The 25269-nt window shown below is 66.0% G+C and carries 26 protein-coding genes and 2 tRNA genes; 15 read left to right on the top strand and 13 right to left on the bottom strand.

The window, feature by feature from the left end; genetic code table 11:
* The 3 genes from A5659_RS22780 to A5659_RS22770 form a co-directional block, all read left to right on the top strand.
* The coding region (locus tag A5659_RS22780) for an NAD(P)/FAD-dependent oxidoreductase (protein WP_197498153.1) at positions 1 to 465 on the top strand (465 nt) is incomplete at its 5' end.
* Positions 462 to 815 (top strand): thioredoxin, encoded by a 354-nt coding sequence (trxA, locus tag A5659_RS22775; RefSeq protein WP_066861867.1) that lies wholly within the window; start codon positions 462 to 464, stop codon positions 813 to 815. The genes A5659_RS22780 and trxA, both read left to right, overlap by 4 nt.
* A gap of 133 nt (positions 816 to 948) precedes the next feature.
* Positions 949 to 2169, top strand: a complete 1221-nt coding sequence (locus A5659_RS22770) for an N-acetylmuramoyl-L-alanine amidase (protein WP_066861863.1) — start codon at positions 949 to 951, stop codon at positions 2167 to 2169.
* A gap of 3 nt (positions 2170 to 2172) precedes the next feature.
* Here A5659_RS22770 and A5659_RS22765 read toward each other — a convergent pair whose 3' ends face one another.
* The 9 genes from A5659_RS22765 to rpmH all read right to left on the bottom strand — a co-directional run bounded on the left by A5659_RS22765 (position 2173) and on the right by rpmH (position 8574).
* The gene (locus A5659_RS22765; RefSeq protein ID WP_066861859.1) at positions 2173 to 2934 is read right to left on the bottom strand and encodes an acetyltransferase; all 762 of its coding nucleotides are present in this window, start codon (positions 2932 to 2934) and stop codon (positions 2173 to 2175) included.
* Positions 2935 to 3199: 265 nt separating this feature from the next.
* Positions 3200 to 4186: a ParB/RepB/Spo0J family partition protein gene (locus A5659_RS22760; protein WP_067184420.1), complete on the bottom strand. Its 987-nt coding sequence runs from the start codon at positions 4184 to 4186 to the stop codon at positions 3200 to 3202.
* A gap of 23 nt (positions 4187 to 4209) precedes the next feature.
* Positions 4210 to 5271 (bottom strand): ParA family protein, encoded by a 1062-nt coding sequence (locus tag A5659_RS22755; RefSeq protein ID WP_369829399.1) that lies wholly within the window; start codon positions 5269 to 5271, stop codon positions 4210 to 4212.
* Complete coding sequence (rsmG, locus tag A5659_RS22750; protein WP_067184417.1) at positions 5166 to 5903, bottom strand: 16S rRNA (guanine(527)-N(7))-methyltransferase RsmG; 738 nt, start codon at positions 5901 to 5903, stop codon at positions 5166 to 5168. Before rsmG ends, A5659_RS22755 begins: the two co-directional genes overlap by 106 nt.
* A 74-nt stretch (positions 5904 to 5977) precedes the next feature.
* A complete protein-coding gene (locus tag A5659_RS22745; RefSeq protein ID WP_066878919.1) occupies positions 5978 to 6544 on the bottom strand; it encodes a R3H domain-containing nucleic acid-binding protein in 567 nt (188 codons plus the stop codon).
* An 81-nt stretch (positions 6545 to 6625) separates the two neighbouring features.
* On the bottom strand, positions 6626 to 7720 hold the full coding sequence (gene yidC, locus A5659_RS22740) for a membrane protein insertase YidC (protein ID WP_067184414.1): 1095 nt from the start codon (positions 7718 to 7720) through the stop codon (positions 6626 to 6628).
* Complete coding sequence (yidD, locus tag A5659_RS27375; protein WP_156752945.1) at positions 7704 to 8051, bottom strand: membrane protein insertion efficiency factor YidD; 348 nt, start codon at positions 8049 to 8051, stop codon at positions 7704 to 7706. Before yidD ends, yidC begins: the two co-directional genes overlap by 17 nt.
* The gene (gene rnpA / locus A5659_RS22735) at positions 8048 to 8407 is read right to left on the bottom strand and encodes a ribonuclease P protein component (protein ID WP_082972030.1); all 360 of its coding nucleotides are present in this window, start codon (positions 8405 to 8407) and stop codon (positions 8048 to 8050) included. The genes yidD and rnpA overlap by 4 nt, the downstream gene beginning before the upstream one ends.
* Before the next feature lie 23 nt (positions 8408 to 8430).
* Positions 8431 to 8574, bottom strand: coding sequence for a 50S ribosomal protein L34 (gene rpmH, locus A5659_RS27370; RefSeq protein WP_003874369.1), 144 nt, complete (start codon positions 8572 to 8574; stop codon positions 8431 to 8433).
* Positions 8575 to 9172: 598 nt separating this feature from the next.
* On the opposite strand from rpmH, the gene dnaA reads away from it, so the two are divergent.
* From dnaA to A5659_RS22690, 9 genes are all read left to right on the top strand, one after another.
* Complete coding sequence (gene dnaA, locus A5659_RS22730; RefSeq protein ID WP_066861980.1) at positions 9173 to 10708, top strand: chromosomal replication initiator protein DnaA; 1536 nt, start codon at positions 9173 to 9175, stop codon at positions 10706 to 10708.
* Between the two features lie 568 nt (positions 10709 to 11276).
* On the top strand, positions 11277 to 12476 hold the full coding sequence (dnaN, locus tag A5659_RS22725) for a DNA polymerase III subunit beta (RefSeq protein WP_066861838.1): 1200 nt from the start codon (positions 11277 to 11279) through the stop codon (positions 12474 to 12476).
* Positions 12477 to 13634 carry a DNA replication/repair protein RecF gene (recF, locus tag A5659_RS22720; protein WP_067184410.1) on the top strand — a complete coding sequence of 386 codons (1158 nt, stop codon included), beginning with the start codon at positions 12477 to 12479 and terminating at the stop codon, positions 13632 to 13634.
* Complete coding sequence (locus tag A5659_RS22715) at positions 13631 to 14182, top strand: DUF721 family protein (RefSeq protein ID WP_066861832.1); 552 nt, start codon at positions 13631 to 13633, stop codon at positions 14180 to 14182. The genes recF and A5659_RS22715 overlap by 4 nt, the downstream gene beginning before the upstream one ends.
* A 256-nt stretch (positions 14183 to 14438) precedes the next feature.
* A complete protein-coding gene (gene gyrB / locus A5659_RS22710) occupies positions 14439 to 16472 on the top strand; it encodes a DNA topoisomerase (ATP-hydrolyzing) subunit B (protein ID WP_066861829.1) in 2034 nt (677 codons plus the stop codon).
* A gap of 50 nt (positions 16473 to 16522) precedes the next feature.
* Positions 16523 to 19042: a DNA gyrase subunit A gene (gene gyrA, locus A5659_RS22705; RefSeq protein WP_066861826.1), complete on the top strand. Its 2520-nt coding sequence runs from the start codon at positions 16523 to 16525 to the stop codon at positions 19040 to 19042.
* Positions 19043 to 19120: 78 nt separating this feature from the next.
* A complete protein-coding gene (locus tag A5659_RS22700; protein WP_066878909.1) occupies positions 19121 to 20014 on the top strand; it encodes a DUF3566 domain-containing protein in 894 nt (297 codons plus the stop codon).
* A 71-nt stretch (positions 20015 to 20085) separates the two neighbouring features.
* Positions 20086 to 20159 (top strand) — tRNA-Ile (locus A5659_RS22695).
* 148 nt (positions 20160 to 20307) lie between these two features.
* Positions 20308 to 20380: transfer RNA gene (locus A5659_RS22690), tRNA-Ala, on the top strand.
* A gap of 4 nt (positions 20381 to 20384) precedes the next feature.
* On the opposite strand, the gene A5659_RS22685 is transcribed toward A5659_RS22690, so the two are convergent.
* Positions 20385 to 20948, bottom strand: a complete 564-nt coding sequence (locus A5659_RS22685; protein ID WP_066861819.1) for a TetR/AcrR family transcriptional regulator — start codon at positions 20946 to 20948, stop codon at positions 20385 to 20387.
* Between the two features lie 196 nt (positions 20949 to 21144).
* Here A5659_RS22685 and A5659_RS22680 point away from each other — a divergent pair, with 196 nt between their 5' ends.
* Entirely contained in the window at positions 21145 to 22359 is a 1215-nt protein-coding gene (locus A5659_RS22680) for a cytochrome P450 (protein WP_067184407.1), read from the top strand.
* A gap of 1 nt (position 22360) precedes the next feature.
* Here A5659_RS22680 and cwsA read toward each other — a convergent pair whose 3' ends face one another.
* Entirely contained in the window at positions 22361 to 22795 is a 435-nt protein-coding gene (cwsA, locus tag A5659_RS22675) for a cell wall synthesis protein CwsA (RefSeq protein WP_066861813.1), read from the bottom strand.
* Between the two features lie 160 nt (positions 22796 to 22955).
* On the opposite strand from cwsA, the gene A5659_RS22670 reads away from it, so the two are divergent.
* Positions 22956 to 23504: a peptidylprolyl isomerase gene (locus tag A5659_RS22670; protein ID WP_066861810.1), complete on the top strand. Its 549-nt coding sequence runs from the start codon at positions 22956 to 22958 to the stop codon at positions 23502 to 23504.
* Between the two features lie 23 nt (positions 23505 to 23527).
* Here the strand turns inward: A5659_RS22670 and A5659_RS22665 are convergent, their stop codons facing one another.
* Positions 23528 to 23953, bottom strand: coding sequence for a PH domain-containing protein (locus A5659_RS22665; protein WP_066861807.1), 426 nt, complete (start codon positions 23951 to 23953; stop codon positions 23528 to 23530).
* Positions 23954 to 24108: 155 nt separating this feature from the next.
* The gene (crgA, locus tag A5659_RS22660) at positions 24109 to 24390 is read right to left on the bottom strand and encodes a cell division protein CrgA (protein ID WP_066861804.1); all 282 of its coding nucleotides are present in this window, start codon (positions 24388 to 24390) and stop codon (positions 24109 to 24111) included.
* Between the two features lie 129 nt (positions 24391 to 24519).
* On the opposite strand from crgA, the gene A5659_RS22655 reads away from it, so the two are divergent.
* Positions 24520 to 25263: a DUF881 domain-containing protein gene (locus tag A5659_RS22655; protein WP_067184404.1), complete on the top strand. Its 744-nt coding sequence runs from the start codon at positions 24520 to 24522 to the stop codon at positions 25261 to 25263.
* The last annotated feature ends 6 nt before the right edge of the window (positions 25264 to 25269 follow it).

Raw genomic sequence — 25269 nt, 5'->3', positions numbered from 1 at the left:
CGGGCGTCGCGGATCATGCTCGAACGGGCCAAGGCCAACGACAAGATCACCATCCTGACGAACAAGGCGGTCGAGGCCGTCGACGGTGAGTCCACGGTGACGGGTTTGCGGGTGCGCGACACGCTCAGCGGTGAGGTGTCGACGTTGCCGGTGACCGGGGTGTTCGTGGCCATCGGCCATGACCCGCGTTCGGAGTTGGTGCGTGAGGTGCTACAGACCGACCCCGACGGTTATGTGCTGGTGCAAGGCCGCACCACGAGTACCTCGATCGACGGGGTGTTCGCCGCCGGGGACCTGGTGGATCGCACCTACCGCCAAGCCATCACCGCCGCGGGCAGCGGCTGCTCGGCCGCCATCGACGCCGAACGCTGGCTCGCCGACCACGAAGAGTCCAGCGCCGCCGCCCAAGGCGACGCAACCGAATTTCCTGGCAGTACCGACACATTGATTGGAGCACCACAATGACCGACGCCGAAAAAGCCGGGGCCACAATAGAAGTCTCTGACGCGTCGTTTTCCACCGACGTCTTGTCCAGCAATAAGCCTGTGCTGGTTGACTTTTGGGCAACGTGGTGCGGCCCCTGCAAGATGGTGGCGCCGGTCCTCGAAGAGATCGCCAGCGAGCGGGGCGAACAGCTCACCGTTGCCAAGCTCGACGTGGACGCCAACCCCGAAACCGCACAGAGCTTCCAGGTGGTCTCCATTCCCACCCTGATCTTGTTCAAAGACGGGCAGCCGGTGAAGCGAATCGTCGGCGCCAAGGGCAAGGCCGCACTGCTGCGCGAGCTCTCGGACGCGGTTCCCAACCTCAGCTGATCTTCATTTGATTTCCTCGCACCACGCCCCGCGCATAGCCTGGGGTTTTCCCGAATTGACGAAGCGTCTGCGACAATACGGTTAGCTGTTGCCCATTTTTGAGCTCGTCAGTTAGTCCCGGAGGGCCCCCTGTATGTCGAGTCCGCGCCGCGAATACGGCGACGCGCTGCGCTGTGGTGACCGCGGCGCTGCTGTGACCGAGATTCGGGCGACACTGGCCTCCCTGGGCCTGCTCGATGGCTCCGACGACGATCTCAACACCGGCCAGCAGGTGGCCCACGAACTCTTCGACGCCGAACTCGACCAGGCGGTGCGCGCTTTCCAACAACATCGCGGCCTGCTGGTGGATGGCATCGTCGGTGAGGCCACCTACCGGGCTCTCAAAGAGGCGTCGTACCGGTTGGGCGCGCGCACGTTGTACCACCAATTCGGCGCCCCGCTGTTCGGCGATGACGTGGCCACGCTGCAGGCCCGGCTCCAGGATCTGGGTTTCTACACCGGCCTGGTCGACGGATACTTCGGGTTGCAGACGCACAACGCGTTGATGTCGTATCAGCGCGAGTACGGGCTTTCCGCCGACGGGATCTGCGGTCCGGAAACGTTGCGCTCCTTTCACTTTTTGAGTTCACGGGTCAGCGGCGGATCGCCACACGCGCTCCGCGAAGAAGAGCTCGTTCGCTCATCGGGCCCCAAGCTGTCGGGCAAGCGGATCATCATCGATCCGGGCCGCGGCGGCGCGGACCACGGCGCCATCATGCAGGGCCCGTCCGGACCGATCAGTGAAGCAGATGTGTTGTGGGACTTGGCCAGCCGGCTCGAGGGACGGATGGCCGCGATCGGCATGGAGACCTTTCTGTCGCGACCGGTCAACCGCAGTCCGTTGGATGCCGAGCGCGCCGCCACCGCCAACAACGTCGGCGCCGATCTGATGATCAGCCTGCGCTGTGAGAGTCAGGTCAGCGCCGCCGCCAACGGGGTGGCGTCGTTCCACTTCGGGAACTCACACGGTTCGGTCTCCACCATCGGGCGTAATCTCGCCGACTTCATTCAGCGGGAAGTGGTGGCCCGCACCGGATTACGAGATTGCCGCACGCACGGCCGGACGTGGGACCTGCTGCGCCTGACCCGGATGCCCACGGTGCAGGTCGACGTCGGCTACATCACCAACCCGCGTGATCGCTCGATGCTGGTATCAACGCAGACCCGTGATGCCATCGCCGAGGGAATCCTGGCCGCGGTCAAGCGGCTGTATCTGTTGGGCAAAAACGACCGGCCCACTGGCACTTTCACTTTCGCCGAATTGCTGGCCCACGAATTGTCGGTGGAACGCACCAGCCAGCTGGGCGGTTCTTAGCCGTTAACCACCCGCGGTGGTTTTCAACGTTTTCAACGCATTTGCCGCTGTAGACCCGGCGCCGACCGGCTGCTCCAGGTGTGCGCTCTCCAGCAGCCGCTCCAGCGCCGCCTCCACTTCGGCCTTCCAGCCCAGCCCCTTGTCGAGCTCGAGCCGCAGTCGCGGGAAATACGTATGTGGTGCCACCACAACGAAACCCGCGTCTTTCAAGAACTCCGCGTCCATGACGCAGTGGTCCACCGAACAGTCGCCCACCGCTTCCAGTACCGGACGCACGTCGGGACCGACCAGCCGCGGATCCTGCAGTTCCGACGCCGCCGGGGTGCGGCCGAACGCCTCGAGCGCCCGCACGCCGCGGCGCACCAGCTCGTCGATCACCCGCGCAATCAACCCGTTCGGTAGATCGTCGGCCGCCGGCCCGGGTTCGATGCCCATCGACGTCAACAGCACGGCGTCCGCGGAGACCGGACCGGTCGGGAACCGCTGCGCCCGCGGCACCGCCCGCGGCGGGGCGTAGAACACGTAGCCCAGGCACGGCGGCTCGGACTGGCTTCGCTCGTCCGGGACCGCGGTCGCGACCTGCCCGCACGAGCCCCACTCCAGCATCACCATCGACAGCCACGCTTCTTTTTCAAACTCGGGGTCGGCGAGGTGGTCCTGATTACCGAGGGTCGCCGGATCGACTTCCCAGAAGACGCACCGACGTGCGTGCTTGGGAAGCTGCTCGAATGCCTCGAGCCGTAGCGGCGTGATTCGAGCGGACACTAGCCTCCTGGCTCCTGTGCGGTACTGCAGCCATCTGCACCGGCAACCCCTCCAGGATAGGAGAGGTGGTCGCGATCGGGCCAGCTTTGGCCTGGCCACCGGCGTTGACGCGCCTTAACCGCCGGCCTTCTGCGACCGCGACAGGCCGATTATCGAAAGTTGTTGATGTGCATGCTATTTCGTCGATCCGCGACGCCGGGGGTAGGCGGACTGCTCGCGAAAGCGGCCCCGGTGTCACAGTGACGTAATTACACGGTGTCCTAGTTCATGCCTTGGGCGGGGACATGACGTCGATGATCCGCTGTAGATCGTCCACCGAGCCGAACTCGACGACGATCTTGCCCTTGCGCTTGCCCAGGCTGACGGTCACCCGGGTGTCGAAGGCGGTCGAGAGTCGATCGGCGACGTCCTGCAGGCCCGGCATCTGAATCGGCTTGCGCCGCGGCGCCGTCGGCGTGGCTGGACCGCTCCGGTTGGCCAACGTGACCGCCTCCTCGGTCGCCCGCACCGACAGCCCCTCGGCGACGATCCGGGTGGCCAACTCCTCCTGTGCCTCCGCCCCGGCCTCCAGCGACAGCAATGCGCGCGCGTGACCCGCGGACAGCACCCCGGCGGCCACCCGGCGCTGCACCGCGATCGGCAGCTTGAGCAACCGGATCATGTTGGTGATCAGCGGCCGCGACCGGCCGATGCGCGCCGCCAGTTCGTCGTGGGTGACCCCGAACTCGTCGAGCAACTGCTGATAGGCGGCCGCCTCTTCCAACGGGTTCAGCTGCACCCGGTGGATGTTTTCCAACAGGGCGTCGCGCAGCAGATCGTCGTCACCGGTCTCGCGCACGATCGCCGGGATGGTCGCCAACCCGGCCTCTTGAGCCGCGCGCCAGCGCCGCTCCCCCATCACGATCTGATAACGCGCGCCGCTCGCGGAATCCTTGACGGCCCGCACCACGATCGGCTGCAAGAGGCCGAACTCGCGGATGGAGTGCACCAGCTCCGACAGCGCGTCCTCGTCGAAGACCTGCCGTGGCTGACGCGGGTTGCGCTCGATGTCGGCCGGCGCGATCTCGCGGTAGACCGCGCCCATCGACGACGCGTCCTGCGGCGGCGGTCCCCCGATTAGGACATCGGCGGCGGCGTCGCCCATCCGCGGCCCGAGCGTCGCCGGTCCCGAGTCGCCCTCCGCGGGGCCGGTCGGAATAAGCGAAGCCAGGCCCCGGCCGAGGCCGCCCTTCTTGCGTAACGGCTGCGTCATCGTCGTCCCTTCGCGGATGGTGGTCAATCGCGCTCGGCGAGTTCACGGCTCGCATCGAGATAGCTCATCGCCCCGCGAGAACCGGGGTCGTAATCGATGATGGTCATGCTGTAGCCGGGCGCCTCGGACACCTTGACGCTGCGCGGAATCACCGTGCGCAGCACCTTGCTTCCGAAGTAGCGGCGTACCTCTTCGGCGACCTGGTCGGCCAGTTTGGTGCGGCCGTCATACATGGTCAGCACGACGGTGGTCACCTCGAGCTTGGGATTGAGGTGCGCCTTCACCATCTCGATGTTGCGCATCAGCTGCGAGACACCCTCGAGCGCGTAGTACTCGCACTGGATCGGGATCATCACCTCCGGCGCGGCGACGAGCGCATTGATCGTCAGCAGGCCGAGGGATGGCGGGCAATCGATGAAGACGCAGTCGAAGTCGAGGTTGTCCAAATCGGCCAATGCGGTGCGCAACCGATTCTCGCGCGCCACCATGCTGACCAATTCGATCTCGGCGCCCGCCAGGTCGATCGTGGCCGGGATGCAGAACAGCCGCTCGTTGTGCGGGCTCTGCCGCAGCGCATCGTGCACCGAAACCTCGCCGAGCAAGACCTCGTACGACGACGGTGTGCCCGACTGCCGGTCGGTGATACCGAGCGCCGTGCTCGCGTTGCCCTGGGGGTCGAGATCGATGACGAGGGTCTTGAGTCCCTGCAGCGCGAGCGCCGCCGCGAGGTTGACAGCGGTGGTCGTCTTGCCCACGCCGCCCTTTTGGTTGGCGACGGTGAAAACGCGGCGATGGGACGGCCTGCGCAGCGGCGGGTACGTGGTGTGCAGCACCCGCATCGCGCGTTCGGCGGCCGCCCCGATTGGGGTGTCGAATTCGGCCGTTGTTTCACGTGAAACATTGGCCGCCGGCGCGGGCGCCGCCGTCTCGCGAACGTCCTCCGGTGCGTGGTGAGCCACCGGCCAATCTTCAGGAGAAGTCATCGGGTTCGGGCCTTCCCGGTCCGTGCCGGCTTGTGGTGCGGCGGCTTTCGGCGGCGCGCTGAAACTACGATTGCGGGGGGACGCAAATAGTGCGCGCCACATGTCACCACCCTGACATCAGCGGCGCCCGATGCAGCCATCACACGCCGGTACTGTTCAACTTCGTCGGACGCCCGCTCCCCCTTGATGGCGAGCATCCGACCGTCGGGCCGAAGCAGGGGCAAGCTCCACTTCGTCAGCTTGTCCAACGATGCAACCGCTCGCGACACCGCAGCATCCCTCTCCCCGAACCGGTTGCGCACTCCCGGTTCCTCCGCACGGCCACGGACCACCTCGACGGCTAACCCTAGTTCGTCGATGACCTCGTTGAGAAATTCGCTGCGGCGCAGCAACGGTTCGAGCAGGACGACGTCGAGATCGGGCCGCGCGATCGCCAGCGGTATCCCCGGCAGGCCCGCCCCACTCCCGATGTCGATGAGGCGCTCTCCCGGATGAAGGAGCTCGGCGAGGGCCGCGCTATTTAGAATGTGGCGGTCCCAGATGCGGTCGACCTCCCGCGGCCCGAGCAGCCCTCGCTCCACACCAGCGGTGGCCAAAACCTCCGCGTACCGGCGGGCGATGCCCAGCCGCTCACCGAAGACCGCGGCCGCCGCGTCCGGCGAGCAGCCTAGGTCGGCGCCCTCCCCCGCCGAGCCCGCCGCATCGGCCGAACCGACATGTTTCACGTGAAACATCCTCTAGTCGGGACGCGCACTGTCAACCTTCGGAGTTCGACGGGTGGGAACTACACGGCTGTAACTTGGCGAGGTCAGTCGTGCAGGACGACCACGCGGCGCGACGGCTCGACGCCCTCGCTCTCGCTGTGCACCCCGGCCACCGCGGCGACGGCGTCGTGCACGATCTTTCGTTCGAACGGCGTCATCGGCGAGAGCTCTTCACGTTCGCCCGATTCGAGCACCCGGCGCGCGACCTTGTCGCCCAGCGCCGCCAACTCCTCCCGGCGCCGCCGACGCCAGCTCGCGATGTCGAGCATCAACCGGCTCCGCACGCCCGTCTTCTGGTGCACCGCCAGCCGGGTGAGCTCCTGCAGCGCGTCGAGCACCTCTCCGCCGCGGCCCACCAACTTGTTCAGGTCGTCGCTGCCGTCGATGCTCACGACGGCGCGGCTGCCCTCGACGTCCAGATCGATATCGCCGTCAAAGTCCAACAGGTCCAACAACTCTTCGAGGTAGTCGCCGGCTATCTCGCCCTCGGCGACCAAGCGCTCCTCCAGATCATCGATTTCCTCCGAGTCCGACTCGGCGGCATCCTCGGTGGCCGATTGCGTGTCGAGTTCGGTATCGACGTCGCGCTCGGTGGTCTCGGCGTCTGTCATGTCTTCTCTCCCTCAATCAATGGGCCCCAGCCCAATTCGGATCGCCCTGTCCCGGCGGCCCCGTTAGTCATTCCGCCCGTATCAGCGTTTGCGCTTTTTCGGCCGCGCCCCGGGCCGTGGTGTGCGGTTGGTCGGGCCGTCGCTCGCCTCGGCGGCCGGCGCGTCGGCCCCATCGGAATCCGCGCTCCCCGAACCGGACGCAGCCGTCTCGGCGTCGGGCGTCGACGAGCCGTTGCCACCCGACGATGCCGCCTTGGGATTCCGCTTCGGCTTGGCACCCGGCGCCGGGGCGTTCGCCGCCCGGCGCTGGATCGCTTCCTGCTTCTTGGCTTCGTCCTCTTTCTCGATCATCCCGAAGACGTAATGCTGCTGCCCGAAGGTCCAGATGTTGTTGGCGAACCAGTACAGGATGATCGCCAGCGGAAGGAACGGGCCACCGACGACGACGCCGAGCGGGAACACGTACAGCGCGAGCTTGTTCATCATCGCGGTCTGCGGGTTGGCCGCCGCTTCCGGGCTCTGCCGCGCCACCGAGGCCCGGCTGTTGAAGTAGGTCGCGACGCCGGCCAGGATCATCACCGGCAGCCCGACCGCGATCACGGCCGGCCGACTGAAGAAGGTGAACGCGTCTAACCCGGTGCGCTGGGTCATGAAGGCGCCGATCGGTGCGCCGAACAAGTTCGCGTCCAGGAAGTGGCCGACGTCGGTCGGGGTGAAGACGTAGTTTCCGGTGAGCCGGTTCTGCGCCACCGACAGGTGGGGCTGCCCGAACCCGCCGGTAGTCCGGTTGAACGAACGCAGCACGTGATACAGACCGATGAACACCGGGATCTGCGCCAGCATCGGCAGGCAGCCCAGGATCGGGTTGAACCCGTGTTCGCGCTGCAACTTCTGCATCTCGAGCGCCATCCGCTGGCGATCCTTGCCGTACTTCTTTTGCAGCGCCTTGATCTGGGGCTGCAGCTCCTGCATCTGGCGCGTGGTACGGATCTGCCGGACGAACGGCTTGTAGAGCAACCCCCGCAGCGTGAAGACCAAGAACATCACCGACAGCGCCCAGGCGAAGAAGTTCGACGGCCCCAGCATGGAGGCGAACAACTTGTACCAGACCCACATGATCCACGACACCGGGTAGTAGACGAAGTCGAGACTGAAGAAATCAAACAAAAGATTCACTCTCCCCTCGCGCCGCTCGGGGGACCCGGGCGTCGCTGGCATCTTGGCAATTCACGTGGCATCCGGGACGGTCCGGGATCGGGTCCCAGCCGCCTTCATGCCATGGTCCGCACTTGGCGAGTCTGGCCGCAGCCAACCAGCTCCCCCGAATCAGGCCGTACTCGTTGAGCGCATCGACCGCGTATTGGCTGCAGGTCGGGACGAAGCGACACGTGGCCGGACGTAGCGGCGACACCATATGCCGATACAGCTGGATCACGAAAATCACTCCGCGGGCGGTCGCTCGTCCGGCGTCGCCAACCGATGCCCGCAGCCGGGTCGAGATCGTCACGGCTTGCTTCCTGCCGCCGGCACGCGTCGCAAACACCGGCGCAGTTCCTGCTCGAGTCGGGCGGAGGAGGCGGTGCGGCTGCTGGGCAGCGCGCGGATCACCAACCGATCGGATTGGCTGAGCTCGCCCAGCAGTGTTCGGGCGACGTGCCGCAGCCGACGAGCGACCCGGTGGCGCTCGACGGCGGACCCGACGGGCTTGCCGACCACCAGTCCGACGCGCGGCGCTTGGATTTCGTCACCATCTTCGCCGCGGTGAAAATGCACGACGAGATCGGGCTGTGCCATCCGAATCCCGCGCTTCACCGTCGCGTCAAAGTCAATTGACCGCGTCATGCGGTTGCGTGCGGGAAGCACCGCCGAAGGACCTGACGTTGCGATCAGGCAGAGAGCGCGCGGCGACCCTTGCGGCGCCGACCGGACACGATCGCGCGTCCGGCACGAGTGCGCATCCGCAGGCGGAAGCCATGCACGCGGGCTCGGCGCCGGTTATTCGGCTGGAAGGTCCGCTTGCCCTTGGCCACGACGTTCTCCTCGTTGTGTTGCCATCCGGCCGCTCAGACGTTTCGCATCGGGCTCGTCTGCGGTTCGACCGGAGGTGGTCTTGGTGCTACTGGCCGGCGCGGTCCCCAGGTGGTTCGGGTCGCAGCCGTATCGCCGACTTTCGGGCGACTGTTTGAGGGTACTGACGAGGCTTCGCCTGGTCAAACCTGGCCTGCCGCAACGAAGCCGCGCCCGCCTGCCGGAAAGATTTTCTGTTTCGGTCACACTCGCCGCGGACGTGGCTACCATAACGAGCCGAAGCAAGCCCCACGTACCCTAAATGACCGGATTGGAATGCAGCAGAACGGTTGGCAGCCGAACGGAAAACTGTTAGCTTCTGCGAAGTCGATTTAGACTAAAGCAGCGCTCGACAACGAAGCGAGGATGGTGGATCGACTAGCTGCCTAGACAACCTTCCGAGGTTCTCTTCCAGCGCGGAGATCGCGAGCCGTCGCCGGTAGGTTGTGGCTCGCCTACGATCATCCTGTCCACACCTGTGTATAACTATGTGGACAGTTGCTTTGTCGCCTAGCGTGTGTGACTCGGGTCGGGACGTTCGAGAACCAGGGAGATGCGTCGTTGACCGATGACCCCGGTTCCAGTTTCACGGCAGTGTGGAATGCGGTCGTTTCCGAGCTCAACGGGGAGCCTCCTGCGGACGGCATGACGGCCAACCGCACGACCCTGGTCACTCCCCTCACTCCCCAGCAGCGGGCCTGGCTCAATCTTGTCCGCCCGCTGACCATCGTCGAGGGATTCGCGCTGCTGTCGGTGCCGAGCAGCTTCGTGCAAAACGAGATCGAACGACATCTGCGGGCACCCATCACCGATGCGCTCAGCCGGCGGCTCGGCCAGCAGATTCAACTGGGTGTTCGCATCGCTCCCCCGCCCGACGACGTCGAGGACGCGCTCATCCCGCCGGCCGAACCGTTCCCCGGAACCGAACCTGCCTTCCCCGCCGACGGCGCGGCCGGCGACAACGACGAAGCGTTCGACAACGGCGAGACGGTCACCGACAGCCAGCCGGGGTGGCCGAACTACTTCACCGAGCGGCCGCACGCAATCGATCCGGCCGTCGCCGCCGGGACGAGCCTCAACCGCCGCTACACCTTCGACACGTTCGTCATCGGTGCCTCCAACCGGTTCGCCCACGCCGCCGCCCTGGCGATCGCCGAAGCGCCGGCGCGCGCCTACAACCCTTTGTTCATCTGGGGCGAGTCCGGTCTCGGCAAGACCCACTTGTTGCACGCCGCCGGCAATTACGCGCAGCGGCTGTTCCCGGGCATGCGAGTCAAGTACGTCTCCACCGAGGAATTCACCAACGACTTCATCAACTCGCTGCGCGACGACCGCAAGGTCGCGTTCAAGCGCAGCTATCGCGACGTCGACGTGCTGCTAGTCGATGACATTCAGTTCATCGAGGGCAAGGAAGGTATCCAGGAAGAGTTCTTCCACACCTTCAACACGCTGCACAACGCCAACAAACAGATCGTCATCTCCTCGGACCGCCCACCCAAACAGCTGGCCACGCTGGAAGATCGGCTGCGGACGCGGTTCGAGTGGGGCCTGATCACCGACGTACAGCCCCCCGAACTGGAAACCCGGATCGCCATCCTGCGCAAGAAAGCACAGATGGAGCGGCTGGCGGTGCCCGACGATGTCCTCGAGCTGATCGCCAGCAGCATCGAGCGCAACATCCGTGAGCTCGAAGGCGCCCTAATCCGCGTCACGGCATTCGCCTCGCTGAACAAGACGCCGATCGACAAGGCGCTGGCCGAGATTGTGCTTCGCGATCTGATCGCCGACGCCAGCACCATGCAGATCAGCGCGGCCACCATCATGGCGGCCACCGCCGAATACTTCGACACCACGGTCGAAGAGCTCCGCGGCCCCGGCAAGACCCGAGCGCTGGCCCAATCGCGCCAGATCGCGATGTATCTGTGCCGCGAGCTCACCGATCTGTCATTACCCAAGATCGGGCAGGCATTCGGCCGCGACCACACCACGGTCATGTACGCGCAGCGCAAGATCTTGTCCGAGATGGCCGAGCGGCGTGAGGTTTTTGATCATGTCAAGGAGCTCACCACTCGCATCCGTCAGCGCTCCAAGCGCTGAAATCTCTTCTCTCCCCGGCGCTCCCGGCCCCGATTCCGGGCTTTCGCTGCGCGTGCTCGTAATTTTTTCGAGAAACTTCACACCCGTCTGTCACACCCGCCACAGCGAGGGGATGTGGGTAGGACTGTGCACAACGCAATTAATCGCCGGTGTAGTAACACCGCTTGGGTGCACAGTTGTCATTCGTCCCCACCCGCCCAACACCTCACCCACAGGTGTTCACGCGGCGATGCACAAGCCGATCGCGGCGCTAGCTGGGCCGAGAGGCCGCTGTCCCCAGCTTGCACAGGCCTTAATACTGGTACTGAGATCTCTTCATCGGTTCTTCTTTGAAATACAGGCTTGGGGACGCCCGGTGCACACTCGTCGTCCAAGGCTTGGTCAGCTCGGGTTGTCGGGGTTTGCGATTAGCTTTCAAGATGGCGTCGAAGGATCTACGGTTGTTCTTCGACTGCCGTTGCGGTCGCCGTTGGCTCATCACATGTCATCGGCGTTCGTGGCGGAGCCCCGTGCTAGCGGGGGGAGGCTAGCCAATGGATTCGAAACGCTGAGTAGGTGAAGGGACGCTATGGACGCGGCGACGACGACGGCTGGCCTCAGCGACTTGAAATTTCGTTTGGTGCGGGAGTCTTTCGCCGACGCGGTGTCGTGGGTGGCGAAGAACCTGCCGTCCAGACCCGCGGTGCCGGTGCTCTCCGGTGTGCTGCTGTCCGGCACCGATGAGGGCCTGACGATCTCCGGATTCGATTACGAGGTTTCCGCCGAGGCGCAGGTTGCAGCCGAAATCGCTTCTCCGGGAAGTGTTTTGGTGTCCGGCCGGCTGTTGTCGGACATCGTGCGGGCGCTGCCCAACAAGCCCATCGACTTCTACGTCGACGGCAACCGGGTGGCACTGCACTGCGGAAACGCCAGGTTCTCGTTGCCGACGATGGCCGTCGAGGATTACCCGACGCTGCCGGCGCTGCCCGAAGAGACCGGGACGCTGCCCGCCGACTTGTTCGCCGAGGCGATCAGCCAGGTGGCCATCGCGGCCGGCCGCGACGACACGCTGCCGATGTTGACCGGGATCCGGGTTGAGATTTCGGGGGACACGGTGGTTTTGGCGGCCACCGACAGATTCCGCCTGGCGGTTCGCGAGCTGACCTGGTCGGCGGCCTCGCCGGACATCGAAGCGGCGGTCCTGGTGCCGGCCAAGACATTGGCCGAAGCCGCCCGGACCGGGGCCGACGGCTCCGAGGTCCGGTTGGCACTGGGTGCGGGTTCGGGCGTCGGGAAAGACGGATTGCTCGGCATCAGCGGGAACGGCAAGCGCTCCACCACCCGTCTGCTGGACGCGGAATTCCCGAAGTTCCGCCAACTGCTGCCGGCCGAGCACACGGCCGTCGCCACCATCAACGTGGCCGAATTGACCGAGGCGATCAAGCTGGTGGCGTTGGTCGCCGACCGGGGCGCCCAGGTGCGGATGGAATTCAGTGAGGGATCGCTGCGCTTGTCGGCCGGTGCCGACGATGTCGGCCGGGCCGAAGAAGACCTCGCGGTCGATTTCGTCGGCGAGCCGTTGACCATCGCGTTCAACCCGACGTATCTGACCGACGGGTTGGGGTCGGTCCATTCCGAGCTGGTGTCGTTCGGCTTCACGACGCCGGGCAAGCCGGCGCTGTTGCGGCCGGCCTTGAGCGACGACAGCCACCCGACCGGCCCGGGTCCGTACAGCGCCCTGCCGACCGATTACGTCTACTTGTTGATGCCTGTCCGGTTGCCTGGCTAGGTGTACGTCCGGCATTTGGGACTGCGCGACTTCCGGTCCTGGGCACACGCCGACCTCGAATTGCAGCCTGGTCGGACGGTCTTCATTGGATCCAACGGCTTCGGGAAGACGAATCTCCTTGAGGCGCTGTGGTATTCGAGCACTATGGGCTCGCACCGGGTGGGCACGGACGCGCCGTTGATCCGCGCCGGAGCCGAGCGCGCGGTGGTTTCCACGATCGTGGTCAACGAAGGCAGGGAGTGTGCGGTCGATCTGGAGATCGCGGCGGGCCGGGCGAACAAGGCGCGGCTCAATCGTTCCCCGGTGCGCAGTACGCGCGAGGTGATTGGGGTGCTGCGCGCGGTGCTGTTCGCCCCCGAAGACCTGGCGTTGGTGCGGGGCGATCCATCCGACCGGCGCCGCTACCTCGACGATCTGGCGACGGTGCGCCGCCCGGCGGTGGCCGCGGTGCGCGCCGACTACGAAAAGGTGCTGCGGCAGCGCACCGCGCTGTTGAAATCCCTGTCCGGGGCGCGCTACCGCGGCGACCAGAGCGCACTGGACACGCTCGACGTGTGGGACAGTCGCCTGGCCGAACACGGCGCCCAATTGATGGCCGCCCGTATCGATTTGGTGAACCAGTTGACGCCAGAGGTCGAAAAGGCCTACCAGCTGCTGGCCCCGGGATCGCGCGCCGCATCCATCGGCTATCGCTCCAGCCTGGGCGCCCAGGCCGCGGCGGACATCGCCGGCGCCGACCGGGAGTTCTTGGAAGCCGCCCTGCTAGCGGCGTTGTCGGCGCGCCGCGACGCGGAGCTCGAACGCGGCATGTGTCTTGTCGGCCCGCACCGCGACGATCTGGAATTGTGGCTTGGGGACCAGCCCGCGAAAGGCTTTGCCAGCCATGGCGAATCGTGGTCATTAGCGTTGTCGCTGCGGCTGGCCGCATACGAATTGCTGAGGGCCGAAGAAAGCGAACCCGTGTTGTTGCTCGACGACGTCTTCGCCGAACTCGACGCCGCCCGGCGCCGCGCGCTGGCCACGGTCGCCGAATCCGCCGAACAGGTGCTGGTCACCGCGGCGGTGCTGGAAGATATCCCGGCCGGCTGGGACGCCCGCCAGGTGCACGTCGATTTGCGTGACAGCGACTCGGGCCGGGTGTCGAAGATGCACTCATGACCGGTGCTGATGAGGGACCCCGGGCCCCGTCGAATGCCCTGAGTGGCATCGATCTGGTCCGCCGCACCCTCGAGGAGGCCCGGGCCGCGGCGCGGGCTCAGGGTAAAGACGCCGGCCGCGGCCGGGCGGCGGCCCCCGCCCCGCGCCGGGTCGCGGGTCAGCGGCGCAGTTGGTCGGGGCCGGGACCTGACGCACGCGACCCGCAGCCGCTGGGTAGCCTGGCGCGCGACCTGGCGAGAAAACGTGGGTGGTCCGCGCAGGTCGCCGAGGGCACGGTGCTGGGCAACTGGGCGACCGTCGTCGGCCATCAGATCGCCGACCACGCGGTGCCGACCGCGCTGAACGACGGTGTGCTGAGCGTGGCCGCCGAATCGACGGCGTGGGCGACCCAGCTGCGAATGATTCAATCGCAGTTATTGGCCAAGATCGCCGCCGCCGTCGGCAACGGCGTGGTGACGTCGTTGAAGATCACCGGCCCGGCAGCGCCCTCCTGGCGCAAGGGGCCGCGTCACATCGCTGGACGAGGGCCGCGCGACACGTACGGCTAGGGAGGTTGGCGGCGACCCCGCATCCCCAGATCACGCTTCGTCCACAGGCCGCTGAAATCCGCCAGGACGACGCGGACCCCCTCGACGCACGTCGGGACGCGGCGAGAATAAAGAAATCGTGCGCACGGCGCGGTTAGCTGGGTAGAAACGCGGCCAGAAAATCGGTGCGGATGCCTGTTCACGCTAGACTGGCAGGATGCGACTGTTGCGGTGACTGGAACCGCCCGCATGAAACCCCAAGGAGAGCATTCCGACCGTGGCTGCCCAGAAGAAGAAGGCACAAGACGATTACGGCGCTTCAGCGATCACCGTGCTCGAGGGCCTCGAGGCCGTCCGCAAACGCCCCGGTATGTACATCGGGTCCACGGGTGAGCGTGGTCTGCACCACCTCATCTGGGAGGTGGTGGACAACTCGGTCGACGAGGCGATGGCCGGCTACGCCGACAAGGTCGACGTCCGGATTCTCGACGACGGCAGCGTAGAGGTCTCCGACAACGGGCGCGGTATTCCGGTCGCGATGCACGCCACCGGTGCCCCCACCGTCGACGTCGTGATGACGCAGCTGCATGCGGGCGGCAAATTCGGCGGCGAGAACAGCGGCTACAACGTCAGTGGTGGTCTGCACGGCGTCGGTGTGTCGGTGGTCAACGCGCTCTCGACCCGGCTCGAGGTCGACATCGCCCGCGACGGCCACGAATGGTCGCAGTATTACGACCGCGCGGTCCCCGGCACCCTCAAACAGGGCGAGGCGACCAAGCGCACCGGCACCACGATCCGGTTCTGGGCCGACCCGGAAATCTTCGAGACCACCGAATACGACTTCGAGACGGTGGCGCGCCGGCTGCAGGAAATGGCCTTCCTCAACAAGGGTTTGACCATCAACCTCACCGACGAACGGGTGAGCAACGAAGAGGTGGTCGACGAGGTCGTCAGCGACACCGCCGAAGCGCCCAAGTCGGCGGAGGAGAAGGCCGCGGAATCCACTGCGCCACATAAGGTTAAGCACCGCACCTTCCACTACCCCGGTGGCCTGGTCGACTTCGTCAAACACATCAACCGCACCAAGAGCCCGATCCAGCAGAGCATCATCGACTTCGACGGCAAGGGTCCCGGCCACGAGGTCGAGATCGCGATGCAGTGGAACGGCGGCTACTCGGAGTCGGTGCACACCTTCGCCAACACCATCAACACCCACGAGGGCGGCACGCACGAGGAGGGCTTCCGCAGCGCGCTGACGACAGTGGTCAACAAGTACGCCAAAGACAAGAAGCTGCTCAAGGACAAGGACCCCAACCTCACCGGCGATGACATCCGCGAAGGCCTGGCCGCGGTGATCTCGGTCAAGGTCAGCGAGCCGCAGTTCGAGGGGCAGACCAAGACCAAGCTGGGCAACACCGAGGTGAAGTCCTTCGTGCAGAAGGTCTGCAACGAGCAACTCACGCACTGGTTCGAAGCCAACCCCGCCGACGCCAAGGTCGTGGTCAACAAGGCGGTGTCGTCGGCGCAGGCCCGCATCGCCGCCCGCAAAGCACGAGAGTTGGTGCGCCGCAAGAGCGCAACGGATCTCGGCGGGCTGCCCGGCAAGCTCGCCGACTGCCGCTCCACCGATCCACGCAAGTCGGAACTGTATGTGGTGGAGGGCGACTCGGCGGGCGGCTCGGCCAAGAGCGGCCGCGACTCGATGTTCCAGGCCATCCTGCCGCTGCGCGGCAAGATCATCAACGTCGAAAAGGCCCGCATTGACCGGGTTCTGAAGAACACCGAGGTCCAGGCGATCATCACCGCGCTGGGCACCGGCATCCACGACGAGTTCGACATCGCCAAGCTGCGCTACCACAAGATCGTGCTGATGGCCGACGCGGATGTCGACGGCCAGCACATCTCGACATTGCTGCTGACGCTGCTGTTCCGTTTCATGCGACCGCTGATCGAACACGGGCACGTGTTCTTGGCGCAGCCGCCGCTGTACAAGCTGAAATGGCAACGCAGCGATCCCGAATTCGCCTACTCCGACCGCGAGCGCGACGGCTTGCTGGAGGCCGGCCAGAAGGCGGGCAAGAAGATCAACAAGGACGACGGTATCCAGCGTTACAAGGGTCTTGGCGAAATGGACGCCAAGGAATTGTGGGAAACCACAATGGATCCCAGCGTCCGAGTGCTGCGCCAAGTCACACTCGACGACGCCGCGGCCGCCGACGAGCTGTTCTCCATCCTGATGGGCGAGGACGTCGACGCGCGCCGCAGCTTTATCACCCGTAATGCCAAGGACGTTCGCTTCTTAGATGTCTAGACGGCTGAGCGATTCAGACCGGCCACCGTTGACCGACCAACGAGGAATTCATGACTGACACCACGCTGCCGCCTGGCGACGACTCCGTCGACCGGATCCAACCGGTCGACATCCAGCAGGAGATGCAGCGCAGCTACATCGATTACGCGATGAGCGTGATCGTCGGGCGTGCGCTGCCCGAGGTGCGCGACGGTCTCAAGCCGGTGCACCGCCGGGTGCTCTATGCGATGTACGACTCCGGGTTCCGCCCGGATCGCAGCCACGCGAAGTCGGCGCGGTCGGTCGCCGAGACGATGGGTAACTATCACCCGCACGGCGACGCGTCGATCTACGACACCCTGGTGCGCATGGCACAGCCGTGGTCGCTGCGCTATCCGCTCGTCGACGGCCAGGGCAACTTCGGCTCGCCCGGCAACGACCCGCCGGCCGCCATGCGGTACACCGAGGCGCGACTGACCCCGCTCGCGATGGAGATGCTGCGCGAAATCGACGAGGAGACAGTCGATTTCATTCCCAACTACGACGGTCGTGTGCAGGAGCCGACCGTGCTGCCGAGCCGGTTCCCCAACCTGCTGGCCAACGGCTCGGGCGGTATCGCCGTGGGCATGGCGACCAACATCCCGCCGCACAACCTGCGCGAGCTGGCCGAAGCCGTCTACTGGTGCCTGGACAATCACGAAGCCGACGAAGAGGCGACGCTGGCCGCGGTCTGCGAGCGGGTCAAGGGTCCGGACTTCCCCACCCACGGTCTGATCGTCGGATCACAAGGCATCCACGATGCGTACACCACCGGCCGCGGGTCGATCCGGATGCGCGGAGTCGTTGAGGTAGAAGAGGATTCACGCGGACGCACCTCGCTGGTGATCACCGAGTTGCCCTACCAGGTGAACCACGACAACTTCATCACCTCGATCGCCGAGCAGGTGCGCGACGGCAAGTTGGCCGGCATCTCCAACATCGAAGACCAGTCCAGCGACCGCGTCGGCCTGCGCATCGTGGTGGAGATCAAGCGCGACGCCGTCGCCAAGGTGGTGCTGAACAACCTCTACAAGCACACCCAGCTGCAGACCAGCTTCGGGGCGAACATGTTGTCGATCGTCGACGGGGTGCCGCGCACGCTGCGCCTCGACCAGATGATCCGCCACTACGTCGCGCATCAACTCGACGTGATCGTCCGGCGCACCACCTACCGGTTGCGCAAGGCCAACGAGCGCGCGCACATCTTGCGCGGTCTGGTCAAAGCGCTCGACGCGCTCGACGAGGTGATCGCTCTGATCCGCGCGTCGGAGACCGTGGAGATCGCCCGGGCCGGCCTGATCGAGCTGCTGGACATCGACGAAATCCAGGCCCAGGCGATCCTGGACATGCAGCTGCGCCGGCTGGCCGCCCTGGAGCGCCAGCGCATCGTCGACGACCTGGCCAAGATCGAAGCCGAGATCGCGGACCTGGAAGACATCCTGGCCAAGCCGGAGCGGCAGCGCCGCATCGTGCACGACGAGCTCGCCGAGATCGTCGACAAGCACGGCGACGAGCGCCGGACCCGGATCATCGCCGCCGACGGCGACGTCAACGACGAGGACCTGATCGCCCGCGAGGACGTCGTCGTCACCATCACCGAGACCGGTTACGCCAAACGCACCAAGACCGACCTGTACCGCAGTCAGAAACGCGGCGGCAAGGGTGTGCAGGGCGCCGGCCTGAAGCAGGACGACATCGTGCGGCACTTCTTCGTGTGCTCCACGCACGACTGGATCCTGTTTTTCACCACCCAGGGCCGGGTCTACCGGGCCAAGGCGTACGAACTGCCGGAGGCGTCGCGAACGGCGCGCGGTCAGCACGTCGCCAACCTGCTGGCCTTCCAGCCGGAGGAGCGGATCGCCCAGGTCATCCAGATCCGCGGTTACGAGGATGCCCCGTACCTGGTGCTGGCCACCCGCAACGGGCTGGTGAAGAAGACCAAGCTGACCGACTTCGACTCCAACCGCTCGGGCGGAATCGTGGCGATCAACCTGCGCGACAACGACGAGCTCGTCGGCGCGGTGCTCTGCTCCGCCGACGAGGACCTGCTGTTGGTCTCGGCCAACGGCCAGTCCATCCGGTTCTCGGCGACCGACGATGCGCTGCGGCCGATGGGCCGAGCCACCTCGGGTGTGCAGGGCATGCGGTTCAACGCTGACGACTACCTGTTGTCGCTCAACGTGGTCCGCGAGGGAACCTATCTGCTGGTGGCAACGTCTGGTGGGTATGCCAAGCGCACCGCGATCGAGGAATATCCGGTGCAGGGCCGCGGCGGCAAGGGCGTCCTGACGGTGATGTACGACCGCCGGCGTGGCAGGCTGGTTGGTGCGTTGATTGTCGATGAGGACAGCGAGCTGTACGCGATCACCTCGGGAGGCGGCGTCATCCGCACCGCAGCGGGCCAGGTCCGCAAGGCGGGACGGCAGACCAAGGGCGTGCGCCTGATGAACCTCGGTGAAGAGAACACGCTGCTGGCCATCGCCCGCAACGCCGAGGCGAACGCGGACGAAGTCGTCGAGGAAATCGACGGTGCCACGGAGTCGGACAGCTAGTCGGTAGCGAGCCACTAGACTCAGCCCGATGACGGTCGGGCCGCGTGGCGGGCCGAGTAGGAGACCTAAGGAGTCGGGGTGACCTCACCGAACGAGCCGGGCGCCCCCAAAAAGGGGGATGCCCCCAACGGGGATGGTTCGGTTGAGCGAGCCGGTGTGCGCCGCGCGGCGCCACCGGCACCGGGTGGCCGCGCCCAAGACGGTGGGGACGGGCCACCGTGGCAGCGCGGCGGCACCCGACCCCAGCAGCCGGGGCCTCGGCATAACGAACCGCCCACCGAGAAGCGGCCCTCGGGCCAGGCCGGCGGCGTCGAGGCCCGGCTGAACCGCTTCATCTCCGGCACCGCGGCGCCCGGCGCCGGCGCTCCGGCGCACGCCAAGGAGCCTGAGCCCGCGCCCGCCCGCGCCGAGACCTCTGCGACCGAGGCCTACGCGAGCGAGTTGCCGGACCTGTCCGGTGGAGTGCCGCGCGGCCCGCACCGCAAACCCGCGCCCGAGCGCCCCGCCGAGTCGCCGAGCGCGTCGGGGTCCGGACGGTCGGCCACCGCCGAAAGCCGGGAAGGCCGGGATAACCGGGACAACCGGGTGCAGGTGTCACGGCGAACGCGGGGCCCGGTGCGGGCCAGCATGCAGATCCGCCGCATCGATCCGTGGAGCACCCTGAAGGTGTCGCTGCTGCTCTCGGTGGCGCTGTTCTTCGTCTGGATGATCGCCGTCGCGTTCCTCTACCTGGTGCTCGGCGGCATGGGCGTGTGGTCGAAGTTGAACAGCAACGTCGGTGACCTGCTCAACAACACCAGCGGCAGCAGCGGCGAACTGGTGTCCAGCGGCACGATTTTCGGCGGCGCGGTCCTGATCGGGCTGGTCAACATCGTGTTGCTGACCGCGATGGCCACCATCGCTGCGTTCGTCTACAACCTGACCACCGATCTGATCGGCGGTGTCGAGGTGACGTTGGCGGATCGGGACTAGCAGTGGACGCTGCGTTTTTGGGAGTCGGGCGGGGAGTGCGGTAATCTCGTCGCTCGGCCGTACGCGAGTACGGGCCTATAGCTCAGGCGGTTAGAGCGCTTCGCTGATAACGAAGAGGTCGGAGGTTCGAGTCCTCCTAGGCCCACAACCATGTGCCCGTCAAGACATTGCGTAAGACTCGCACTGCCGCTGGGACTTATCGCCGTATTGGCAGCGGTGGCGTGGTCCCGACGCGGAGTCGAGGTCTGGCACGTGGCTGTGGATGACCAAGGTCAACCACCCAGTCACGATGAGGGGCCTTAGCTCAGTTGGTAGAGCACCGCCTTTGCAAGGCGGGTGTCAGGGGTTCGATTCCCCTAGGCTCCACAAGTCACGCCCCTTCCCCGGCTCCCGCGTAGGACGAGCCGAGAAAGCGTTCCACCAGGGCCCGCTCGGCGGCGGCATCTTTGAGCGGCCAGCCCCACAGCGCCAGGAAAACGCGGATCAGCCACTGCGCCGCCAGCGGATCGTCGTGCCCGGGCCCCAGCATCTCGGCGGCCAGGGCCGTCACGATCGGTGAGTTGATGACCCAGTCGCTGACCGGGGCGGCGTGGATCGAGCGCATGAGCTGGGCCAGCGGATCGGAGCGCAGCCGTTCGAGCGCCATGATGGTGGCGGTCACGACCCGCTGGGGGCCTCGAAGGTCCTCGATGGCGTCACGGGTGGTGTCCACGATGCGGGCGGCCTGGATGCGGATCACGGCGTCGCGGATCGTCGCCTTGCCGCCGGCATGGCGATAGATCGTCGCCGGTGAGCAATGCACCCGGGCGGCCAGGGCTTCGATCGAGAAATCCTCGTATCCCCGGCGGGCGATGAGGTCGGCCGCCGCGGTATAGATCCGTTCGGCGGCTTCGCTACCGCGGTCGCGGCCCACCAACCAATCACTCCCAGTCATCCGTCCATGCTGCACCGCCTGCGGGCTACGGAAACGCTTTTCTCAGGCCGAGAATTCACTACGCAGATTTCTCAGCCGAAGTTGCTGCTGGCGACTGGTGGGCGCCGCCAGCGGCGTTCGGCCGCGAGCCGCGAACGTTCCTCAACTTTCCCGCATGCCATTGACCCGCCGGTGAGCTGCATCGAGCCTGAAACGCATGGCCGTGTTGGACAAGGCGATCCGATTCTTCGGCAGCGAGGCGATCCAGGACCCGTACCCGCTGTATGACCGGATGCGCGCCGAGGCGCCGGTGCACCGCATCGGCGACTCCGTCTTTTACGCGGTATGCGGTTGGGACGCGGTTCTTGAGGCCGTCGATCGGGTAGGAGACTTTTCGTCGAACCTCACGGCGACCATGGTGTTTCACGAGGACGGCAGCGTTACACCGTTCGATATGGGACCGCCGGGAGCCTCGATGCATACATTGGCCACCGCGGACGACCCAATTCATGCGATGCACCGGAAGATCCTGCTACCCCATTTGTCGGCCAAACGTGTTCGGATCATTGAAGAATTCGCCGCACAGACCGCGGACCTTCTCTGGGAGGGGAACCTGCGCGATGGTCAGATCGAGTGGATGAGCGCGGTCGCCAACCGGTTGCCGATGATGGTGGTCTGCAAGCTGTTGGGTCTGCCCGACGATGATGTCGACAGGCTCATTCGGCTCGGCTACGCCACCACCACGTTGCTCGACGGGATCGTCACACGCGACCAGCTCACAGCGGCCGGAGTCGCCGCAATGGAACTCTCCGGCTATGTCCTTGAGCACTTCGAAAAAGCAAGCGACAACAGTGAAGACGGTCTGATCGCCGATCTGGCAGCGCGCTGCACATCGGGTGAACTTGAACAGCTGCCAGCGCTCGGCATCATGCTCACCCTCTTCAGTGCCGCGGGAGAATCGACGGCGTCGCTGCTCGGCAGCGCGGCCTGGATACTTGCCGATCGCCCCGGGATCCAACAACAACTTCGCGAAAACCCGCAATTGCTAAGTAGTTTCATCGAAGAGACGCTGCGCTTTGAGTCGCCGTTTCGCGGCCATTACCGCCACGTGTGGCGCGACACCACGCTGGGTGGGGTCGAGGTGCCGGCCGGCGCGCACTTGTTACTGATGTGGGGAGCGGCGAACCGCGACCCGACCCACTTCGTGGATCCGAACGAGTTTCGGCTCGATCGCGCGTCCGCCAAGGGCCACGTGAGTTTCGGTAAGGGCGTGCATTTCTGCGTGGGTGCCGCGCTGGCCCGCTTGGAGGCCCACATCGTGCTGCGGATGCTGCTCGAGCGCACTTCATGGATCGATGCGACCGACGTCGGCGAATGGCTGCCGAGCGTCCTGGTCCGTCGCCGCGAACGGCTTCAGCTGGCTGTGCGGTGATCTAGGGCCGCGGCTGCACCTCGACGCTGGGCGGCCGCGACTGGGGATCCTGGGGCTTCGCCCGCACCGAGCGCCGGATGATGCTGAACGCCGCGGCGCCGCCGGCGAGGACGGCGACGGCGACGCCCGCCAAGACCAAGGGGCGCTTGCCACGACGCTGCGCGCGCCGTGCGTCCTGCAGGGCCTGGGGCAGGCTCGTCACCACTTCCTGTGCGGCGGCCAGCTCCTGGGCAAGGGTCTCCTGGGCCGCGGCGAGGTCCCGGGCCAGCCGCCCCTCTTGATACCGGCGGCGCAGCTGCGCCGCGGTCGATTGCGCGGACTGGACACTCAGGCCGACCACCCCACGGGTGAGGTCTACCGGTCCCTGCGCCGAATAGCTCAGGCCGCGGGCCAATCGCTGCCGCGGCGTCAGCCGGGAATCCGCCTTCGCGCTCATCTGTCGCCTTTCTGTCCCGTGGAACGAGCCGGCCGTGACACCGACCGGGTAACTGAACAGACTGCCAGCATAGGGACGTCGTCGTCGGTCGTGCGTGCGCGCGGCGATTTCGATGACGGTCCGCGTTGGGTGACACCGCGTGCGGCAACGCCCACCCGTAGTGGCAGACTCTCATGCCGTGACCAACAGCCCCTTTCAGACTGCTACCGCGACGCTCCACACCAACCGCGGCGACATCAAGGTCGCCCTCTTCGGAAACCACGCGCCCAAGACCGTCGCCAACTTCGTTGGCCTGGCGCAGGGCACCAAGGAGTACTCGACGCAGAACGCATCGGGAGGCTCTTCGGGCCCCTTCTATGACGGCGCGGTCTTCCACCGGGTGATCCGGGGCTTCATGATTCAGGGTGGCGACCCGACCGGAACCGGTCGCGGCGGCCCGGGTTACAAGTTCGCCGACGAGTTCCACCCCGAACTGCAATTCGACAAGCCCTACCTGCTGGCGATGGCCAACGCGGGCCCCGGCACCAACGGCTCGCAGTTCTTCATCACCGTCGGGCAGACCCCGCACCTGAACCGGCGCCACACGATCTTCGGCGAAGTGACCGATCCGGAGTCGCAAAAGGTCGTCGACGCCATCTCCACGACGAGCACCGACGGCAACGACCGTCCGACCGAGCCGGTCGTCATCGAGTCGATCACCATCTCCTGAACCCGGCACCAGCCGCGGGCCGCTCAGGGCTGCTGGCGGCCCGCGTAGCCGGCTTCGGTGAGCGCGTCGAGCACCTCCACCGGGTCCGTCCCGAGGTCCCATCGGGAGAACAGCACCAGGTCGCCGTCGGCGGTCTCGACCTCGAGTAACCGCACCTTGCGCCCGTAGCGGCGGAACTCCATGATGCGGATGATCTTGATGTCGGAATGCTGCAATACCTGCGTTCGGAACCAGCCGCGCAGCATCAGCCCGCCGGTTGTGATTGCCAGCTTGGGACGCGCGTGCCACGACACGCCGGCAAACAAGAGCAGACCCGCCGCGGCAACGCCCGCCAGAATCCGCCCGGGCGGGTCTGTGACCACGGTCACAGCCGCGATAGCCATCAAAACGCCCGCGGCTCCACAACCAGCGATTCCCGCCGTGTGCGGCTGCCATTGTGTTTGCTGCATGCGGTCCTTAACCCCTCCCACCACCGGCTATGCAGTTATCCACATCAGCTATCAACAGTGGGGATAAATCACACGCGTGTGATTGGGTGGCCGGAAAGTTGCTGACGCCGTACCAAATCAACCCGGAAATGAATTCAATACACCGACCGTCCCGCTCAGTGCCAGCGCATCGTGAGCAACAAACCGGTGATCATGAAAGCGAACGCGATCGCGTAGTTCCACGGACCCAGCTGCGCCATCCAGTTCAGGGCGGCCGGGGCCTGGCTCCCGACGGCGGCCAGCTGGAACACCATCAGCCAGACGAGGCCGATCAGCATGAGACCGATGAACAGCGCGACGAACCACACGCTCGACGGCCCGACCTTGACTTTCACCGGCGTGCGGCTGACCGCGCCGACGGTGAAGTCGTTCTTCTTGCGGACCTTGGACTTGGGCATGATTACCTCGCGGATTACCTCAACGACACGGTGAGCGGGACGGGGTGCAACGATAAACAGTGCAGTCGCACCCATAGCTTGGCTACGAGACTAACTCACCTGGGACGGTGACCAGGAAATGGAGACTCGATGATCCAGACGCGCCCGTCGCCATGGCGCTTCGGCGTCCCGGTGGTGTGTCTGCTGGCCGGCCTGTTGCTCGCCGCAACCCACGGAGTCTCCGGCGGCGCCGAAATCCGCCGCAGCGACGCCCCGCGCCTGGTGGACCTGGTCCGTGAGACGCAGTCGTCGGTGAACCGTCTCAGCGCCCAACGCGAGCAACTGACCGCCAAGATCGATGCCGCGCACGGCCGCTCCTCGGACGCCGCACTGTCGGCCATGCTGCGGCGTTCCACGCAACTCGCGGGCGAGGCGGGGATGAGCCCGGTGCACGGGCCGGGCCTGGTGGTCACGCTGGCCGACGCCCAGCGCGACGCCAACGGTCGCTTCCCGCGCGACGCCTCCCCCGACGACTTGGTGGTGCATCAGCAAGACATCGAGGCCGTGCTCAACGCGCTGTGGAGCGCCGGCGCCGAGGCGATCCAGATGCAAGACCAGCGGATCATCGCCACGTCGGTGCCGCGCTGCGTCGGCAACACGCTGCTGCTCAACGGGCGGACCTACAGCCCGCCGTACACGATCACGGCGATCGGCAACGCGGCGGCCATGCAAGCCGCCCTGGCAGCCGCTCCCCTGGTGCTCCTGTACAAGCAATACGTGGTCCGCTTCGGCCTCGGCTACGACGAACAGGTGAAGTCCGACGTGCAGGTCGTCGGTCATGCCGAGCCCGACCGGCTGCATTTCGCGCAGCCCAACGGCCCCATCGGCTACTGACGTCCA

The sequence above is a fragment of the Mycobacterium sp. 1165196.3 genome, from assembly GCF_001673415.1.
Taxonomy (GTDB): domain Bacteria; phylum Actinomycetota; class Actinomycetes; order Mycobacteriales; family Mycobacteriaceae; genus Mycobacterium; species Mycobacterium europaeum_A.
This window is presented reverse-complemented; position numbering and strand designations above follow the sequence as displayed.

What these genes read in the sequence shown, in the direction of transcription:
- trxA (WP_066861867.1), top strand. Translation starts at nt 462, where the DNA reads ATGACCGACGCCGAAAAAGCCGGGGCCACAATAGAAGTCTCTGACGCG.
- A5659_RS22770 (WP_066861863.1), top strand. Translation starts at nt 949, where the DNA reads ATGTCGAGTCCGCGCCGCGAATACGGCGACGCGCTGCGCTGTGGTGAC.
- A5659_RS22760 (WP_067184420.1), bottom strand. Translation starts at nt 4,186, where the DNA reads ATGACGCAGCCGTTACGCAAGAAGGGCGGCCTCGGCCGGGGCCTGGCT.
- A5659_RS22755 (WP_369829399.1), bottom strand. Translation starts at nt 5,271, where the DNA reads ATGTGGCGCGCACTATTTGCGTCCCCCCGCAATCGTAGTTTCAGCGCG.
- rsmG (WP_067184417.1), bottom strand. Translation starts at nt 5,903, where the DNA reads ATGTTTCACGTGAAACATGTCGGTTCGGCCGATGCGGCGGGCTCGGCG.
- A5659_RS22745 (WP_066878919.1), bottom strand. Translation starts at nt 6,544, where the DNA reads ATGACAGACGCCGAGACCACCGAGCGCGACGTCGATACCGAACTCGAC.
- dnaN (WP_066861838.1), top strand. Translation starts at nt 11,277, where the DNA reads ATGGACGCGGCGACGACGACGGCTGGCCTCAGCGACTTGAAATTTCGT.
- A5659_RS22715 (WP_066861832.1), top strand. Translation starts at nt 13,631, where the DNA reads ATGACCGGTGCTGATGAGGGACCCCGGGCCCCGTCGAATGCCCTGAGT.
- gyrA (WP_066861826.1), top strand. Translation starts at nt 16,523, where the DNA reads ATGACTGACACCACGCTGCCGCCTGGCGACGACTCCGTCGACCGGATC.
- A5659_RS22685 (WP_066861819.1), bottom strand. Translation starts at nt 20,948, where the DNA reads ATGACTGGGAGTGATTGGTTGGTGGGCCGCGACCGCGGTAGCGAAGCC.
- A5659_RS22680 (WP_067184407.1), top strand. Translation starts at nt 21,145, where the DNA reads ATGGCCGTGTTGGACAAGGCGATCCGATTCTTCGGCAGCGAGGCGATC.
- cwsA (WP_066861813.1), bottom strand. Translation starts at nt 22,795, where the DNA reads ATGAGCGCGAAGGCGGATTCCCGGCTGACGCCGCGGCAGCGATTGGCC.
- A5659_RS22665 (WP_066861807.1), bottom strand. Translation starts at nt 23,953, where the DNA reads ATGCAGCAAACACAATGGCAGCCGCACACGGCGGGAATCGCTGGTTGT.
- crgA (WP_066861804.1), bottom strand. Translation starts at nt 24,390, where the DNA reads ATGCCCAAGTCCAAGGTCCGCAAGAAGAACGACTTCACCGTCGGCGCG.
- A5659_RS22655 (WP_067184404.1), top strand. Translation starts at nt 24,520, where the DNA reads ATGATCCAGACGCGCCCGTCGCCATGGCGCTTCGGCGTCCCGGTGGTG.